Source organism: Pseudomonas sp. LBUM1673, assembly GCF_059695645.1.
In genome coordinates this window covers 2,899,604-2,914,588 of record NZ_CP166780.1, presented here as the reverse complement: position 1 = coordinate 2,914,588, position 14,985 = coordinate 2,899,604, and the positions used below count along the sequence as shown (strand labels likewise).

Genomic DNA, 14,985 nt, shown 5'->3' with positions numbered 1-14,985 from the left:
TTACAGCGTTCTTTGCCTATGAGGTTCGATGAACCGGAGCCGCATAAGCGCTCAGGCGCTTCTGAGGGCCTTACAAACGAGCGGCTTTTTCCAGGTGATTCATGGCCAGATCCAGGATTGCCTCTTCCGCCTCGGGCTGCAGCTCGCCCTCGGCGTCCATCGGCAAGTATGGGCGACCAGGAATGTCACCCCACAGATGGGGGAAGTCCGACTTGGTGCCACCGAACTGCATCATGGCGGCATAGGGTTTGTTGCTGCCGACCAGCGCCGAGCTGTCGGTCGCTTGCGTCGTGATCGAGGCGGCCAGGCCTGCAGAACTGACCTGCAGCATCTGCCCAGGCCAGTTACCGTTTTTCTCACGGCGTGCCGTGGTGACATCGGACAGATCCTCCCACTCGGGGCGACCTTCCTCGCCGAAGTTTTCCTCGGTTTGGCTGGCAAGCTCTGCAGCGATGCCGCGCATCAGTGGCGCAATGTCGCCCACGGCCCACTCGATTTTACGCAGGGCGGCCTGCAGGCGCTGGTGATCCAGTTCGACGGTGAACATTTCAAACCTCCTAGGCGGCTGCCTGTTTGCGTTTAAGCATGTCGGCCAGGCCAGTACCTGGTGCGTGGTTGAATCCAGGATCGGTGCGGAACGTTATGGCTTTGCCTGCGGCGTCTGTTGTTCGGATGCCGGTGACAGGGGCGGTACGGATCTCGCCGGTACGTTTGTCGATGCCGGTTTCCACAGTCTCGGTGAACATACGTCCCTCGCTCGACACGACCTTCAAGCCTCGGCGCTTCACAGCGGCTTCGCTCAGGGCGACAACACGGCAGCGGCAGTTGAACCCATTGGGCGGGAAGATCGCCGACCAGATCGGATCGTCATGCCGGAACACCTGACCGTTGAGCGCCCGATGACTCGGCCGGGTCTTGCCGTCCAGGATGGCAACGTACATCCAGTACGGGTGGGTCTCGGTGGTTTGTTCCATCTCGGCCTTGCGGCCGGCCATATAGGCGCTCTGCAGATTGGTCTGATAGATCGTCTTGAGACGGCGCGGACTGCCCAACTGGACCAGCTCGCCGACATCTTGGCTGTCGACAATGACCTGTTGCCCCCACCAGCCTTGAGACTCCAGGACGGGCTGCAGATCCGCGATGAACTGCTTGAGGGTCTGGCCTTCCTGCAGTGCAGTTTCCAGGGCACCGCGAATATCCGACAGCAGATCAAGGCGCATCGCCTTGGCCACGGTGAACGCCTGGTCGTGCGCCTGGTCGAGCATTTCTTGCCAGTTCCAGGTGATCGCATAGCCCTTGGACTTCAGGTAGGCCACGGCGTTTTTCGGCTCCATGCCAAATATGGCCTTGAGGTCGGCCGGGTTCGGGGTCTTCATGGTAGTCGCCATCAGTCCTCCCGATCCGCATTGGCATTCAAACGGCCCCAGATGTTGGCCATGAACAGCAGTCGCGTGAGGTTCTCCTGCAGCGCTTGGTCATCCATCGTCGGGTAAGCTTCGGCCAGCAGGCCGAGCGCTTCGGAGTCAGTGCGAGCGCGCAACAGGGCGTCGATTAGGGAGGCAACGGCCTGTTCGCTCTGCTCCTGGAGCAGCTCGGCAGGAAGGCTGTTGATGGCTTGGTCCAACGCTACCTGGTCGAGAATCGGCTTCAGGATCGACTCGGCAAACTCTGACGATTCAGCGGGCGCCGGGGTCTCTTCCAGGTCACCCTCCTGCAGGTTGTAAGTGCGCATCCAGTATTGGTTAGTGAGTTTCACCCCGGAGTCGGTCAACGACTTGTCGCGGTCGGCCTGGGTCTTGTCGATCTCTTCCTGTTCCCACAGCTCGTACACCGGGGCGGCAACGTTCTCGCCAAAGTTCAGATCGACAACACGGCGAATGATTGCGTTCATGGTCGCGGCGACGATGCCCTTGTCACCGTCGCGGATGTCTTTGACTACCTCAAGACCAGCTGTCGCACTGGCCCGGTTGCTGTTGGATTCGGTGGTTTGATTCTGCCCCAACAGCCCGACGTTGATCTCACTGCGGCAGTAAACCAACAGCTCACGGTAGACCTCGGCGCTACCGGCCTTGCCAGCGGCCTCGATGATGTCAACGCTGGAGTCATTAGGGATGGCGGCAACGGCGTCCTGAACCATCGCCTCAAGGCTGTCGAGCAACAGATCGGTCTCACCTGTGCTGGCACCACGGGGGTGTTTGCCAATTACCCAGGGCGAGCCGTACTTCTCGGTGAACTGGACCCAGAATTTCAGGCCACCCTTCATGAAGATCACTGGCCAGAAACACATGGATAAATCGGCGAAGCCATACGGGTTGTTGTAGGTCGCATCCTGGCGAGCCACGACAAAACGTTGCGGATCGCATAGCTCGCCAGTCAGTCCTGCATCGCGGGCACGGAATCGCAGGTTGTTCTCCTGATCGTAGAGAAACCACTCAGCCGGTTTGCCCAGCAGATCCTCGGGGACGATATTCAACCCGACCGGGCGCCACATTATTTCGATGGGTTGAAACCCAAACAGCGGCGCGTCCAGCATTTCGCGAATGATTCGGTCGAGATCAAGGTCGGTCAGCCAGTCACGCACAAAGCGCTCAACCCGAACCGGAGCATTGCCGCGTTTCAGATCGCGCTCCAGGGCGAGTACCGATGACTTGCGACGACGGATGTTACCGCCGACCAAGGCTGAGCTGCGCAGATCTCGATAGACCGTAATGTCCTTGCCTTGGGCCTTGAGGATCGGGTCGGGATTGGGCAGATACATACCCAGCGCTTGGGCATCGAAGCTGCGCGCACGGCTGGCGATATGCTCGGTCAGCCCTCTGTGCTTCGGCTCGGCGAAGTTGACGAATTCCGTGGGTGAGACCCACACACCTTTCTTGTTCATTCGTACCCCTGGGTGATGCGGGTGCCCTGACGTGGGCGACGGGATTTGACTGAGACCGGACCTGCAGCACTCTCCAGCGTTGCGAAGTTGGCCAATGAACCGGCGCCAGCGAAGTCGCCGTGACGGTAGAGTTCGGGGTCTTTAAGGTCTTGCGAGCGCGCCTTCATGATCATCGGAATACCCTCAACCGTTTCAATCGAGCGCACGTCCTGCTGCAGCGAGTCATCTTTGGGCAGCGTGATGGTGCCGTCCTCAAAGAGCTGGATGAACTTCGGCATCCAGGCGCCGTACCAGGCACGGCTGAGTTTTACCTGCAGGATGCGGTCACGACCGAACTCATCAGCGGCTTCTTCGGCAAGGGTTTCACCACTGCCGGTGGCGTCCAAGGCCGCGCTGGCAAAGCGTGGCAGTCGACGCAGGATGTAGAACAGGATCTGTTTCTGTTGGCGATACGGCACCTTGTGCATTTCCACCACAAAGGGCACGTCACGATGCCGGGCCTGGTCCACGGACATTGGGCAGATGATCGAAAAGTCCCGATGACGGGCATAGTCCATCCCTAGGTAGTGCCGCAGCTCGGGCGTCAGTTCCTGCAGCAGTGGCGCGAGATAACGCTCAATCCAGTCCTCGACATACGCTTCACGGCGGGCAAGTGACTGCAGCGCAAAATTATCATCCAGCGCCAGGCGCAGCACCGTACGCCCATCGCGCATGGCGTCTTCGATCCACACACCAGGAATACACACACCGTTGCCGTCGCGTGGGATCGCATCCAGCTCTTCATGCATCTGCGCTTTGCGTGGGCCGTAGGCGTTACGGATCTGCTTGTACCAGGCTTCCTTGCCTTCAACGGTGGCGACTTCCCCAGTCATCAAGCACTTGCGCTCATACAACCCATTGGCGACGGCATCATCGAAGGTCGCCTTGTAGACCTGTGCCGTATCGCCATAGCGGCCTTCACGGATGTCGTTGACCATCTGATTGAAGGGATTGCTCTTGCCGTTATGGCTGCTGATGATGACGATCCGACCACCCCAGATCAGCAGAGCGGTCGCGGCATCGAGTACGGCGGACACGTCACGGTGAAAGGCCGCCTCGTCGATGATCACCTTGCCCTGTAGGCCGCGCAGGTTTGCCGGGTTACTGGACAGCGCAACGATCTTGAAGCCCGAGGCGTAGCGAATGCGGTAGGCATTGATCTGGCGGGTGTTGCCCGATTCGTCCTGGTCCTCAAACAAGAACTCTTCGATTTCGCTGACACCCGAAGCCTGAGCCTCGGCCATTACCCGGCTGAACTTGGCGCAGTAGCCTATGAACTCCAGGCCTTTTTCCTTGGTGTCACCGACATAGAACACGTCCATACCGCCAGAGGCCTTGCGTGACGCCGCTGTGATCACCGAGTCCAGGGCCTCGGCGAAAGTGATACCGGTCCGACGACCTTTTTCACAAAGTTTGATTTGTGCCTGGATGCTCAGCCAGTCGGCCTGGTGAGCCATGAGGATGCCATCGGCAATTGGGTTGTAGTCGCTGGGGATCTGTTTGACGCTCGGCGGTAAATCGTCCCATTCGACGACGCGCAACGTACTCGATGACGGCTTGACCGCTGGGGCACTCATTTGACACCCAGGAATTTCTGACGCCAGAACAGGGCCTGCTCTTCGCTGATGCCCCCAGTCTGTACGGTCTTGGCCAACTCAGCGTCTTGCTCCTGGAGCAGGCGATCACGAGCAGCTTTCTCGATGGCCTGGCGCTCTTTGATGCTCAGGGTCCGGGCCTGCATCGTGTTCTTCGCTGCCCGCGCCAACTCGGCCACCTCCTTGGTGGTGACATCATCCTTTTCATGGGCCCCCATCGCAGCTTGGTACGCCAGGGTCGAGATGGCCTCGACCAGCAAAGCGCCAGTCTTGTCGGACGCATCTTCCCCAAACGCACCAACGAAGGCTTCCGCCTGCTCGCGGTGTTGGCGGGTTTTCTCGGTCAGCAAATCGAAACCTTGCTTGAAGCGCCCCAGCGCGCTGCGGCTGGGAGATTTCTCGTTGGGAAAGCGCGACTGGATATCGGCCAGCATGTCATCCAGCGTCATGCGATCTTCACGCAGTAGCTTCTGGATGTACGCCTTGACCATCGGCGGAAGACGATTGATGGATGACTTGCCTGCCATGGTTATGCCCCCGGCCGTTTGATGCCAGGGACGCGGGCGCGTCCTGCAGCGATGTCCTGACCACGTTCGGTCAGCGTGGCCACCAGCACCGGTCCGACATCGGCAACAGTCAGAGCGCCTTGCTCGGCCAGCCAGTGCATCTCGGTTTTCACCTGGTCACGGCTGAGGGTGTGGCCGTAGTTGTCCAGGGCCATCGCCAGCACTGAGCTGTTGGCGCGGTAGCCGGTCGTCTCGGCCAGCAGGCGCAGAATCACCAGGCGGTAATCCTGGCGCAGAAAGTCGGCGAATTGGGTCATGTCTTTTCTCGCAGCAAGTAATCATTGATCCGATCCAGCGAACGGGCTAAAGGGCCGAGCGCTTCTTTCACCCCCGACAGTTCGGCCCGTACCGCTTTCATGTCGCCCAGCAGATCGGTGACGGCGGTCTGGTCAGGTAAGTGCCGGACGTGTTCTTCCAGGGCAACGATGCGAGTGCGCAGCTCAAGCAGTTCCTGGGCACTGGCGGCCTGGCGTTTGGTCATCCAGGTGTAGATGCTGAGTACCGTCAGCATCAGCCACTGAACGGTTTGGAAGCCGAAGTTGAGTTCGTTCAAGTTCATTCAAAACCCCGCGTAGCCAAGTGTTCCAAGGCGTCTATGCAATCAAAACAATGTTCGACACCAGGGTTGTCCTGGCGTTGATCTTCGGGAATGGCATCCCCGCATTCCTCGCAGCGGTAAACCGACTGACCGGAGCCACGTCGTAACTGGCTGTTGCGCACGCGCAATTGTGAATCGCTGATGTCGTCATCTGTAGCGGGTTCAGCTACATCCATATGCGGTCAGTCCTTTTCCTGGAGATCAAGCAAGGCATTGAGTTGGACGAGGATGGATCGAGACCACAGGCCGTAGTCCTGGGCGTGGGCAAGAATGTCGGCGGGAGTGACGCCGCTTTCCAGTAGTTCGGCGTCAGTGCCGGTGGCGGGCCAGGCCGCTTTTTCAGCAGCGGTGGCAGTGGTGCCTGGTCTTGGGGCGGGCACACCGAGGGCGGCATTGAAGTCGCGCAGCCAGCCAGCAGTGAACACGCAACGAGGGATAGGCTTAGCGACAACGCCAGGCGCCGAAATGTATTGGGTCGTGACATGGGGGATTCGCTCCTGGAGCTTGCGTTTTTCTTCTGTAAAACTGTCGTATGCAGCAAACAGCAGGGACTCGGATTCGTTGGCGCGGGCGACCTGTTGCAGCAGCTGCAGACGGTTTTCCTTCTCGGCAGCCCCGGCTTGTTCTGCGTGTGTGGTCTTGAGTGTCTGTAAGTTGGAGTTACCTAGAGCTTCGGCGTACCGAAAGCCGAAGCCATAGGCGATTGAACCGGACGCCGCTGCGCTGATCACGCAGGCCAGCCCAGCGACAAGAAGTCCTGTTGGCAATCGGTCAAACACCATGGCGTTGCCTCATACGGTTGCGGGACTTACGCGCACGGCGCTTGGCGGCTGCAATGCCGGTCTTGCCGTGGCGATAAGGGGGCATTACGCCGGAACTGATCCAGGTCCCGGCAGCGGTACTTGGAGTAGGCCAACGACAAACACCCGCAAGCCCCGCCAGCAGCGCAGCAAAGGCCCTACCAAAGAGGTTCAGTCTCATGACGGAACCTCTTGGTCTGATTGCTCTGGTTGGTCAGAAGGGCCTTGCTTAATCAGGCGGGTGATGAACAGCAGAACGGCCAAGCCGCTGTTGACTACGGCATAGGTCGATGAAGAAAGTTGCGCTTGCCACATAGGCAGGATAGTGGCCTGGACGAAACCGAGCAGCGCAATGACGATGGCCAGCTGGACGCTGTGAAGCTTCCAGCAGCAATGGCAGTTGTCGATTAGCTTCATGCTGGCTCCCCGTGAAAAGCGCCGGGAACAATACCTGCCAGATACAAGCTCTCATTGATCAGTGCTTCGCCGTACCAGTTGCCCTCGGGGAGAAGGCCAGCGCCGTTTTCGTGACGAATGATCGCTTCTGTCAGAGCACGCATGGTGCGGTAGTCGTACACGTCGATACGATCTTCAGGTGACACACCAAGGCGGGCGGCAACCTGACGGATATAGCTCTCTGTGTTGTTCTCGTTCGGTGGCGCCCAGCGACCGATGATCAGGCGGACGGTGCGCAGACCGTGCTTGTCCTGGTACGTGATGAGGGTCCGGGCAATGGCTCGGATACCCCATTGGGGACCAATGAACTGGACAAATGCAGTGTCATTCTGATTCGCCGACATGCCTTGCCAGCGGGTGCCTTTGACATGGCGAATGTTGCCGGGGTTGAAGTTGCGGATACCGCGAGGGGATTCGGGTCGCATGGGACGCCTCCTGTAACGGCGCCGCCGGTTTCGGGCGCCAGAAATACACACGCCGCCATGATGGGCGGCGCGGTACAGGAGAGCTTTTAATCGAGTTTAAAGAGATCGATAGCCTGGCAATTCAACGTATCCGTTCAACTAAGCCCAACCTCGGCTGTGTTGAAAGATTTGTACGTAGTCGATGCTTTCCCGGTATGCGTATACCAACCGGCCATACTTCTTTTGGATTGGTATGAAGAAGAAGTACGGCACCAGAACCCCCAAAAACATGGTTGCCGCGAGCAGAATTGAAGAGCTAAAAGCGATTCCCGAAAACAGCTCTATGAGGAACGTCAACGCGCCTAAGGCCATCCAACCTACAATGGGGTTGAGTATCATTTTTTTACGAGCATCTGTCAGACGTTCGCACAGATGAATGAGTAGCTCAGTCACTTCCTCGCGACTTCGGCTTGTCAGATCATCCAGGCCAAAGTTATAGATATCGCCGCCAGCCACTTGCCCCACATTGCTATTGAATGACTGATTTCCCATATTCACACTCTTTGTTTATTTGGCTACAGCAATTTCATCACAGCCTTAAGCTACTCAGCAGTTGCCGGTTTTAACCAGTGTTCAGAGCCCATGCTTGAATCAGCTTTTGCAGTGGACTGGCTTGGGTTTCGCAACGACTTCTTTTGTCTCGGGATCGACAGTGAAGACAGTGAGGCACTCTCGACCGCCGCCAAATTTTTTCTTCAGCTCCGCATCGCTTTCAGCATCCGCCTTCGCTGAAATTACAGGGTCAGCAGATTGGAGGCAGTCATCTCGCTTTTCCTGATATTCATCCAGCGCATCTTTGATTGAGCCGGATATCTTTTCGATGCCACCGTTATGAGCTGCAGCCAACTGTGCATTCCACCAGCTACGGGAAAAATTACCAGCTGCAAAGCAACTGCCTAGTGGCTCAAAGATAGTGTCACCGAACTGGCTTTTCCCTGACTCCACTAGCGAAGAAAAATGCTTGCTGTGGGCGCCAATGGTGGCCAGGTCTCCGCTCTTTAATATGGCAACACCGTCTGTCATTGCTTTGCTGAGGGCGTTCATTTGTTTAGTAGCCTGCTCCAGCGATTCAGGACTTGCCTTCTTGAAAGGCTCTGCATGAGCAGTTACGGCCATCGCCAACACGAACACGGTAAAAAATCTTTTCATCAATCACGCTCCCTGTACAAATTGCCTATTAGCTTTCGACCAGACTCGAAAGCTTTCTCAAAACCAAATACCACCAACCAGTACGCCCAAACAAAACAAAGCGGCAGCGTTCTGTTTATGCACGATCAGGAACTCTCTGATCGACATTACTCTGGTCTCAATGGAAGACGTTTCTGGCTGCCTCATCGGTTGGAAGCGCTGAACAAATTCTAACGTTTGTTGAAGCTGTAGCTTCTGAAGGTTTTTGAGCTGAGTGCGACCAAAGTTCAATTCACAGAAATTGTTCATCTCGGCCTTTGCATCTTTTTCAGCGACGGCCCGCAAGACTTTGCCCACCAACCGACGTTTATCGGCGTCTTCTTGTAGAAGCTCTAGCCTTGCTTGCATCGCGTTTCGCGCGTCAACGAACTGCTCTGCAGTAATCTCGCTGATTGAGGTCACCCCGAGTTGAGCGTGCACTCTACGCCAGACATCGCGAGGGTCATCACCCAATTCCTCACACTTGGCACGCAGCACATGTAGCTCCTTACGCTGTGCTGTAACCAAACCACGACTCTCAGTTTTGTCGGTCAGGTTGATATTAATGCCGTAGTTGTTGATGTCGCCTTCGGCCGCTTGGCCTACACCACCATGGAAGTCCTGGCTCATGGTTACTTCTTCCCTTTACTGCCACCGACGTTGAGCGTGAGGCCAGATTGATTGACCGATCCATGGATGTACTGGCCGACTTCTTTGAACGTGTGTTGCGTACTTGCAGACGTCTGCCCACCAAGCAGCGCACGTAGAGCTTCATCCTGCTGGACTTCAGTACTACGTCTGAATTGCTCCAGAAACAGTCTCTCCTTTGTAGTCAGAGGGGTTGATCCGCGTAGCCCAGTTAAAACGTACTGAACATCCGCGCCAGCTAAGGCGAAGGCCTCTAACGCCTCCATTCCTGGTGATACAGCCCCTCCTTCATACCGACTCCAGGTCTCGCGGGTTACCCCAGCAATGGAACCTGCTGCCGCCTGAGTGAGCTTAAGTCGCTTTCGCTCTTCTTTTAGGCGCAAAAAAGGTGATCTATTCGTCACAAAATATCCTTGACGATGTGATCTATAGATCACATAATCATTCGCACACACTCCAATTATCTTTGCATCACAGGAGCCACCACCATGGCCACCCATGCCAAAGCCCTAACCGCCGACCAGGTGAAAGAAAACTTTCGTCGTGTCGGCAAAACGATCACTCAATGGGCTATCGAAAACGGTTACACCCGTAACGAGGTGTACCGCGTCCTCAATGGCCAGGCCAAAGCCCATTACGGCAAAGCCCATGATATTGCGGTGAAGCTTGGTCTGAAGCCTTCCCTTGCGATGGCAGCATGATGAAGGCCATACAGCTACGCACCGACTGTTTTGGCTTCAATCATGCGGTTCCAGCGATTGGCGAACGTCTCGCGCATGAGCTAACTGATCGCACAACCATTCAACTGTCTTCACTGCCTCAAGCTCAAATGGCTGTCCAGGCCAGCGAGCAGTTCGCAGAGATTGTTCAATTTGACCAGGAGCAACCACTCCTCCTACTTCAAGAGCAGCAGCAAGACGCAACCAACCCTGCGCCAGGGCATTCACTTGCGCTTCAAGCCTATCTATACGGTCGGTCATAGCCATGTTCCTGTTAGCGAATGTACCCGAAAACATTGCGCCCGGAGTAATCCTTTTGCATAGGTGCAAACGTTCTGTTTGTTTGGAAGACGCTCTAGTGAGGGCTTTCCAATGAACCGTCGTCGCTGGAAGAACGCTCAACCGACCTCGCTGCGAAACGCAATGGAGTTGTGCAAAGACTTTGCGAAGGAGGCTCATAACAAGGGTGTAGAACGCATTGCCGATGAGATGGGGGTGACCGATCACTGGTCGGTTTACAAGTGGCTCCAGACTGGACGTATGCCGGCCAATTTGATCCTTCCTTATGAACGGGCTTGCGGCTGCGATTACGTTACCCGCTGGATTGCTGCTAGCTCTGGGCGCCTGACCATTGCAATACCGACCGGTCGGAATTGCACAGCCCAAGACACCCAGGCTCTGCAAGAACTACTGACCACTGCTACCGGAAAGCTATTGGCTTTCTACGCCAACAACTGCGAAGCCGAAGAAACTCTGGCCGCCATTCAGGCCGCGATGGAAGGACTCGCCTGGCACCGAGGCAACGTCAGCCAAACCCAACAGCCACAACTCGAACTAGAGGGGCAGCCATGAGCCGTACCGTCTCAGCCGCCGCACGTGTATTGCGCGCTCTCAAAGCCTTGAAAGGCCACACCGTGACAGGCCTCAGTAACACCGAACTGGCCCACCTCACTCAGGACAGTCCGAGCAATATCAGTCGGGCAATGCAGACCCTGGTTGAGGAAGGTTTGGTGGTGAAACTGGACAACGGACGTTTCGCTCACTCGGTTGGCATGCTCCAGATTGCCCAAGCCCATGCCGAACATATGGCCCGTCTGACCAATCGCATGCAGGAAATCAACCATCGTATTTCCGCTGGAACGATGAATTAAGGAGAACACCATGGCGCGTAAAAAACTGGATGCAACACCTGAGATTGAACTTCCTGAACTAGACGGCGAAGTGCTGACGGCAAATCAAAATTTGATGGCGATAGTTCTCGACTCGCATAGCGACGAGCGAGACTTGGTTAACCAGCTCCTAGGTCAGACGCAAATGGCCGGGGCGTTTGAAGAATTTTCACGAACGGTTCGTACTTCCAAACTGGCTTACGTCAAGGAAAACAAGCTTTACCGGGCCCTCAAGGGCAAAAAAAACACGAACGGTTCGTACTTTTCTGGCTCTTGGGAAGAGTTTTGTGAAGCCCTTGGTATCTCGCACGATAAAGCGAATCTGGACATAGCAAACCTGCAAGCTTTCGGCGAAGAGGCTTTGGAATCCATGTCCCGCATGGGCATCGGCTACCGCGAAATGCGCCAGTACCGCCGCCTGCCGGAAGACCACCAGGCCGCATTGATCGAAGTTGCTAAGACCGGTGACAAGGATGCATTCATTGATCTGGCCGAAGAGATCATTGCCAAGCACGCCAAGGAAAAAGAGGTCCTGACCCAACGCCTCGACGAAGTGAATGCGGACTACGACGCCCAGGGCAAACTCATAGCGGCCAAAAAAAGCGACCTGGATCGAGTCGAGATGGAGCTTGAAAAGGTTCGGGGCCAGATTCAAAAGCTAAAGCCAAATGAAGTCACCGAAAAGATTCGGCAAGAAGCGGGCAGGCAAGCCTTTGCAGTCGAATCAAGCATTCTTGGTGAACTACGAGAAGCCCTCACAGTACTTTCGAAGCACGCCGAAGAAACAGGTGAAGACCACCGCATCTTCAAGGCCGGATTGATCAAAAACCTCGAACTCACCCTTGCCGCCGTGCGTAGCGAATTCTATTTGACCGACGCGTTGGATAGCGAACCAGTCTGGCTTAACTCGTCTAAGGGCTAATTTATGACGCCGGTACAAACCCAGCTCTTGGCTCGTATTGCCCAACAGGCAGCCAATGCCCCGCATGGCCAGCGCACAGCTATATACAAGGCCGGTGCGGTCGAGCTGGGCGTATCGATCCAGACCTTACAACGCAAGTTGAAGGACATATCCATGACTAAACCACGTAAGCGCCGAAGCGATGCAGGCAACAGCGCGCTACCTCTGAACGAGGCGCAATTGATCTCGGCGGTTCTGCTGGAATCAATCCGAGCCAACAATAAACAGCTGTCCACTGTAGAGCGTGCGGTTGAACGTCTGCGCAGCAACAACATGATCATCGCGGGTCGGCTGGATGAAAAAAGCGGTGTATTCACAGAGCTTTCAACGGGTGCAATCAGTCGAGCATTGCGGGCTTACAAGCTGCACCCGGAGCAACTGCTGCACGACGCGCCATCGGTATCGCTGGCCAGTAAGCACCCCAACCATGTCTGGCAGGTCGATGCGTCTATCTCGACTCAGTACTACTTGGCAGATGACGGTGCACGAGTGATGAACCCTGCCGAGTATTACGACGGCAAGCCCACCAATCTCAAGAAGATCGAGCGTCAGCGCCTTTGGCGTTATGTGATCACGGACCACACCAGCGGCACGCTTTACCTGGAGTACGTCCTGGGAGCCGAGTCCTCGGAAAACCTGTGCAACGTCCTGATCAATGCCATGCAGAAACGGCATGAGTCGGACCCGTTCCACGGCGTGCCCTGGATACTCATGACCGATCCAGGCGCAGCCATGACCAGCGGCATTTTCCGCAACCTCTGCCGCGCCATGTCCATCGAGCTGATCATCAACCAGGTGGGCAACGCACGGGCCAAGGGACAGGTCGAGCAAGCGCACAACCTGGTGGAGCGGGAATTCGAAAGCGCCTTGAAATTCCAGGCCGCTAAAAGCCTGGAGCAAATCAACGACTGGGCTGGCCAGTGGATGCGCTTTTACAACGCAACCGCGATTCACACTCGTACCAAGCGCACTCGTTACGGTGTTTGGCAGCTGATCAAAGCTGAACAGCTGCGCCTGGCACCGAGCGTTGAAGTCTGCCGTGAACTGGCCGTCAGCACCCCGGAAGAGCGCAAGGTCTCGACTATGTTGCGCATCTCTTTCCGTGGTGCTCAGTTCGACGTCAGCAACGTGCCAGGTGTCATGGTTGGCGAAAAATTGCTGGTGACGCGCAACTGCTGGAGAGACAAGGACGCGGCCTTGGCACTGCTGATCGGCGATGACGGGCGCGAGCACTATCACGTGATCGAGCGCCTTGACGTGAACGAGTTCGGATTTCTCGAAGGCTCGGCGAAGATCGGCGAAACGTTTAAAAGCCACGCCCAGACCCCGGCCCAGCTCTCTCGCAAAGTGTTGGAGCAGCTCGCCACCGGCACTACTAATGAAGAAGACGCGAAGGCTGCACGCAAGGCCAAAACGCTGCCCTTCGGCGGCCTGATTGATCCACACAAGCACGTCACCGACACCTTGCTGCCGGCCTACATGCCACGCCGTGGCACTTCGCTGGACGTGAACGTGCCCACGGTTGAGCAAACCCCGCTTACGCACGTGGAGGCGGCGAAGCTACTTCGCGCCCGATTGGGCTCTGTGTGGTCGGGCGAAACCTTCGTCTGGTTGCAGCAGCGGTTTCCTGAAGGTGTTCCCCATGAGCAGCTCGACGCCATTGAGGCTGAGCTGAACCGACCTGCAGAGGTGATGCGCCAGCCGCTCAGCTTGGTGCGGTCCGCAGCTGGAGGTGAGTGATGTTGAAGTTAAAGCAGGTATTGCTGGGGGTGGGCCGACCTCAATCGGCCTTGGCTGAGTCGCTGAAGCTGAGCGCGGCCGCAGTCGCTCAACTCATTAACCATGGTCAATGGCCACGCAGCTTGGACAGTGCGGACTTACAGGGACGCATCCGAGCGTTCCTGGTCGAGTCAGGGGCCAATGATGCCGACATCGCGAATGCATTTGAAAAAGTGGACCTGCCGTGCGCTAACACGACAGATCCGGCCCTAAAAGAAGAGCCGTCCGGGGAGGACGAACCCATGCTACTACCAAAACAAACATTGAAGGCGGCTACTCGAAAAGCATTCAGCCTTTTTCGCGACCCCTTTGACGAGCTGCAGAGCGGCAAGGATATGTGGGTCAGTCCTGATATTCGCTATGTCCGAGAGGCTATGTACCAGGTCGCCCGCCACGGTGGCTTCTTGGCTATCGAGGGCGAATCGGGAGCGGGTAAAAGTACTCTACGCCGTGACTTGGTCAACCGCCTGCTGGAAAACAATGACCCGGTGCTCATCATCGAACCTTATGTGCTGGCATCCGAAGACAACGACACCAAGGGCAAGTCGCTGAAAAGCACCCACATCGCCGAGTCGATGATGGCTGCCGTCGCGCCGCTGGAAAAAGCCAAAAGCAGCCCGGAGGCGCGCTTTGCCCAACTGCACCGCGTTCTTAAAGAGTCCCATGCAGCCGGTTTTCGCCACTGCCTGATCATCGAAGAGGCGCATAGCCTGCCGATTCCGACCCTCAAGCACCTCAAGCGCATTCTGGAACTGGAGATCGGTTTCACCAAACTGGTCAGCATCATCATGATTGGCCAGCCTGAGCTGGGAGTGAAACTGAGCGAACGCAATGCCGATGTGCGTGAAGTCGTGCAGCGCTGCGAACGTGTGACGCTGCCCCCGATTGAGGGTGGTCGTCTCGATGAATTTTTGCGGTTCCGTTTTGAACGTGCGGGGAAAGACCTGCGTGAAGTTATGGACGATAGCGGCATTCAAGCTATCGCCGCTCGACTGTCTCAGACAGGCCGACGTGGGGGACGCGATGAGTCGATCTCGCTTCTGTATCCGCTGGCCATCGGCAATCTGGTGATTGCTGCGATGAACCTTGCCGCTGAGCTGGGCGTGCCCGTGGTCAACGCCGACATCGTGAAGGGGGTGTGAT

General features: G+C 56.6%; 22 protein-coding genes. 6 read left to right on the top strand and 16 right to left on the bottom strand.

What is annotated here, in order from left to right; all coding sequences use genetic code 11:
• Positions 1-70: 70 nt before the first annotated feature.
• The 15 genes from ACA044_RS13410 to ACA044_RS13340 form a co-directional block, all read right to left on the bottom strand.
• Positions 71-547, bottom strand: a complete 477-nt coding sequence (locus ACA044_RS13410) for a phage virion morphogenesis protein (protein WP_497446771.1) — start codon at positions 545-547, stop codon at positions 71-73.
• Positions 548-557: 10 nt separating this feature from the next.
• Positions 558-1,388 carry a phage head morphogenesis protein gene (locus ACA044_RS13405; RefSeq protein ID WP_497446770.1) on the bottom strand — a complete coding sequence of 277 codons (831 nt, stop codon included), beginning with the start codon at positions 1,386-1,388 and terminating at the stop codon, positions 558-560.
• Positions 1,388-2,881 carry a phage portal protein family protein gene (locus tag ACA044_RS13400; protein WP_497446769.1) on the bottom strand — a complete coding sequence of 498 codons (1,494 nt, stop codon included), beginning with the start codon at positions 2,879-2,881 and terminating at the stop codon, positions 1,388-1,390. The genes ACA044_RS13405 and ACA044_RS13400 overlap by 1 nt, the downstream gene beginning before the upstream one ends.
• Positions 2,878-4,497, bottom strand: a complete 1,620-nt coding sequence (locus ACA044_RS13395) for a hypothetical protein (protein WP_497446768.1) — start codon at positions 4,495-4,497, stop codon at positions 2,878-2,880. The genes ACA044_RS13400 and ACA044_RS13395 overlap by 4 nt, the downstream gene beginning before the upstream one ends.
• A complete protein-coding gene (locus ACA044_RS13390; RefSeq protein ID WP_497446767.1) occupies positions 4,494-5,042 on the bottom strand; it encodes a phage protein Gp27 family protein in 549 nt (182 codons plus the stop codon). Before ACA044_RS13390 ends, ACA044_RS13395 begins: the two co-directional genes overlap by 4 nt.
• A 2-nt stretch (positions 5,043-5,044) precedes the next feature.
• Positions 5,045-5,338 (bottom strand): VpaChn25_0724 family phage protein, encoded by a 294-nt coding sequence (locus tag ACA044_RS13385; protein ID WP_448092479.1) that lies wholly within the window; start codon positions 5,336-5,338, stop codon positions 5,045-5,047.
• Entirely contained in the window at positions 5,335-5,640 is a 306-nt protein-coding gene (locus ACA044_RS13380; RefSeq protein ID WP_025132158.1) for a DUF2730 family protein, read from the bottom strand. The genes ACA044_RS13385 and ACA044_RS13380 overlap by 4 nt, the downstream gene beginning before the upstream one ends.
• Positions 5,637-5,855 carry a TraR/DksA C4-type zinc finger protein gene (locus tag ACA044_RS13375; protein ID WP_497446766.1) on the bottom strand — a complete coding sequence of 73 codons (219 nt, stop codon included), beginning with the start codon at positions 5,853-5,855 and terminating at the stop codon, positions 5,637-5,639. Before ACA044_RS13375 ends, ACA044_RS13380 begins: the two co-directional genes overlap by 4 nt.
• A gap of 6 nt (positions 5,856-5,861) precedes the next feature.
• Positions 5,862-6,461 carry a lysis protein gene (locus ACA044_RS13370; protein ID WP_497446765.1) on the bottom strand — a complete coding sequence of 200 codons (600 nt, stop codon included), beginning with the start codon at positions 6,459-6,461 and terminating at the stop codon, positions 5,862-5,864.
• Positions 6,462-6,656: 195 nt separating this feature from the next.
• Complete coding sequence (locus ACA044_RS13365; RefSeq protein ID WP_497446764.1) at positions 6,657-6,896, bottom strand: DUF7940 domain-containing protein; 240 nt, start codon at positions 6,894-6,896, stop codon at positions 6,657-6,659.
• A complete protein-coding gene (locus ACA044_RS13360) occupies positions 6,893-7,360 on the bottom strand; it encodes a structural protein (protein WP_497446763.1) in 468 nt (155 codons plus the stop codon). The genes ACA044_RS13365 and ACA044_RS13360 overlap by 4 nt, the downstream gene beginning before the upstream one ends.
• Before the next feature lie 138 nt (positions 7,361-7,498).
• Complete coding sequence (locus tag ACA044_RS13355; RefSeq protein WP_497446762.1) at positions 7,499-7,891, bottom strand: hypothetical protein; 393 nt, start codon at positions 7,889-7,891, stop codon at positions 7,499-7,501.
• 99 nt (positions 7,892-7,990) lie between these two features.
• The gene (locus tag ACA044_RS13350; protein ID WP_497446761.1) at positions 7,991-8,548 is read right to left on the bottom strand and encodes a hypothetical protein; all 558 of its coding nucleotides are present in this window, start codon (positions 8,546-8,548) and stop codon (positions 7,991-7,993) included.
• Between the two features lie 57 nt (positions 8,549-8,605).
• On the bottom strand, positions 8,606-9,196 hold the full coding sequence (locus ACA044_RS13345; protein WP_497446760.1) for a hypothetical protein: 591 nt from the start codon (positions 9,194-9,196) through the stop codon (positions 8,606-8,608).
• Positions 9,197-9,198: 2 nt separating this feature from the next.
• Positions 9,199-9,714, bottom strand: coding sequence for a helix-turn-helix domain-containing protein (locus ACA044_RS13340; RefSeq protein WP_497446759.1), 516 nt, complete (start codon positions 9,712-9,714; stop codon positions 9,199-9,201).
• On the opposite strand from ACA044_RS13340, the gene ACA044_RS13335 reads away from it, so the two are divergent.
• The gene (locus ACA044_RS13335) at positions 9,703-9,915 is read left to right on the top strand and encodes a DNA-binding protein (RefSeq protein WP_497446758.1); all 213 of its coding nucleotides are present in this window, start codon (positions 9,703-9,705) and stop codon (positions 9,913-9,915) included. The two genes, ACA044_RS13340 and ACA044_RS13335, sit on opposite strands and share 12 nt — an antisense overlap.
• Before the next feature lie 36 nt (positions 9,916-9,951).
• On the opposite strand, the gene ACA044_RS13330 is transcribed toward ACA044_RS13335, so the two are convergent.
• Positions 9,952-10,194 carry a hypothetical protein gene (locus ACA044_RS13330; protein WP_497446757.1) on the bottom strand — a complete coding sequence of 81 codons (243 nt, stop codon included), beginning with the start codon at positions 10,192-10,194 and terminating at the stop codon, positions 9,952-9,954.
• A gap of 111 nt (positions 10,195-10,305) precedes the next feature.
• On the opposite strand from ACA044_RS13330, the gene ACA044_RS13325 reads away from it, so the two are divergent.
• The 5 genes from ACA044_RS13325 (at position 10,306) to ACA044_RS13305 (ending at position 14,984) form a co-directional block, all read left to right on the top strand.
• A complete protein-coding gene (locus tag ACA044_RS13325) occupies positions 10,306-10,785 on the top strand; it encodes a hypothetical protein (RefSeq protein WP_497446756.1) in 480 nt (159 codons plus the stop codon).
• Positions 10,782-11,084: a helix-turn-helix domain-containing protein gene (locus ACA044_RS13320; RefSeq protein WP_497446755.1), complete on the top strand. Its 303-nt coding sequence runs from the start codon at positions 10,782-10,784 to the stop codon at positions 11,082-11,084. Before ACA044_RS13325 ends, ACA044_RS13320 begins: the two co-directional genes overlap by 4 nt.
• Before the next feature lie 10 nt (positions 11,085-11,094).
• Complete coding sequence (locus ACA044_RS13315) at positions 11,095-12,024, top strand: hypothetical protein (RefSeq protein ID WP_497446754.1); 930 nt, start codon at positions 11,095-11,097, stop codon at positions 12,022-12,024.
• A 153-nt stretch (positions 12,025-12,177) separates the two neighbouring features.
• Positions 12,178-13,803 carry an IS21 family transposase gene (locus ACA044_RS13310; RefSeq protein WP_497446753.1) on the top strand — a complete coding sequence of 542 codons (1,626 nt, stop codon included), beginning with the start codon at positions 12,178-12,180 and terminating at the stop codon, positions 13,801-13,803.
• A complete protein-coding gene (locus tag ACA044_RS13305; protein WP_497446752.1) occupies positions 13,803-14,984 on the top strand; it encodes an ExeA family protein in 1,182 nt (393 codons plus the stop codon). The genes ACA044_RS13310 and ACA044_RS13305 overlap by 1 nt, the downstream gene beginning before the upstream one ends.
• Position 14,985: the final 1 nt, after the last annotated feature.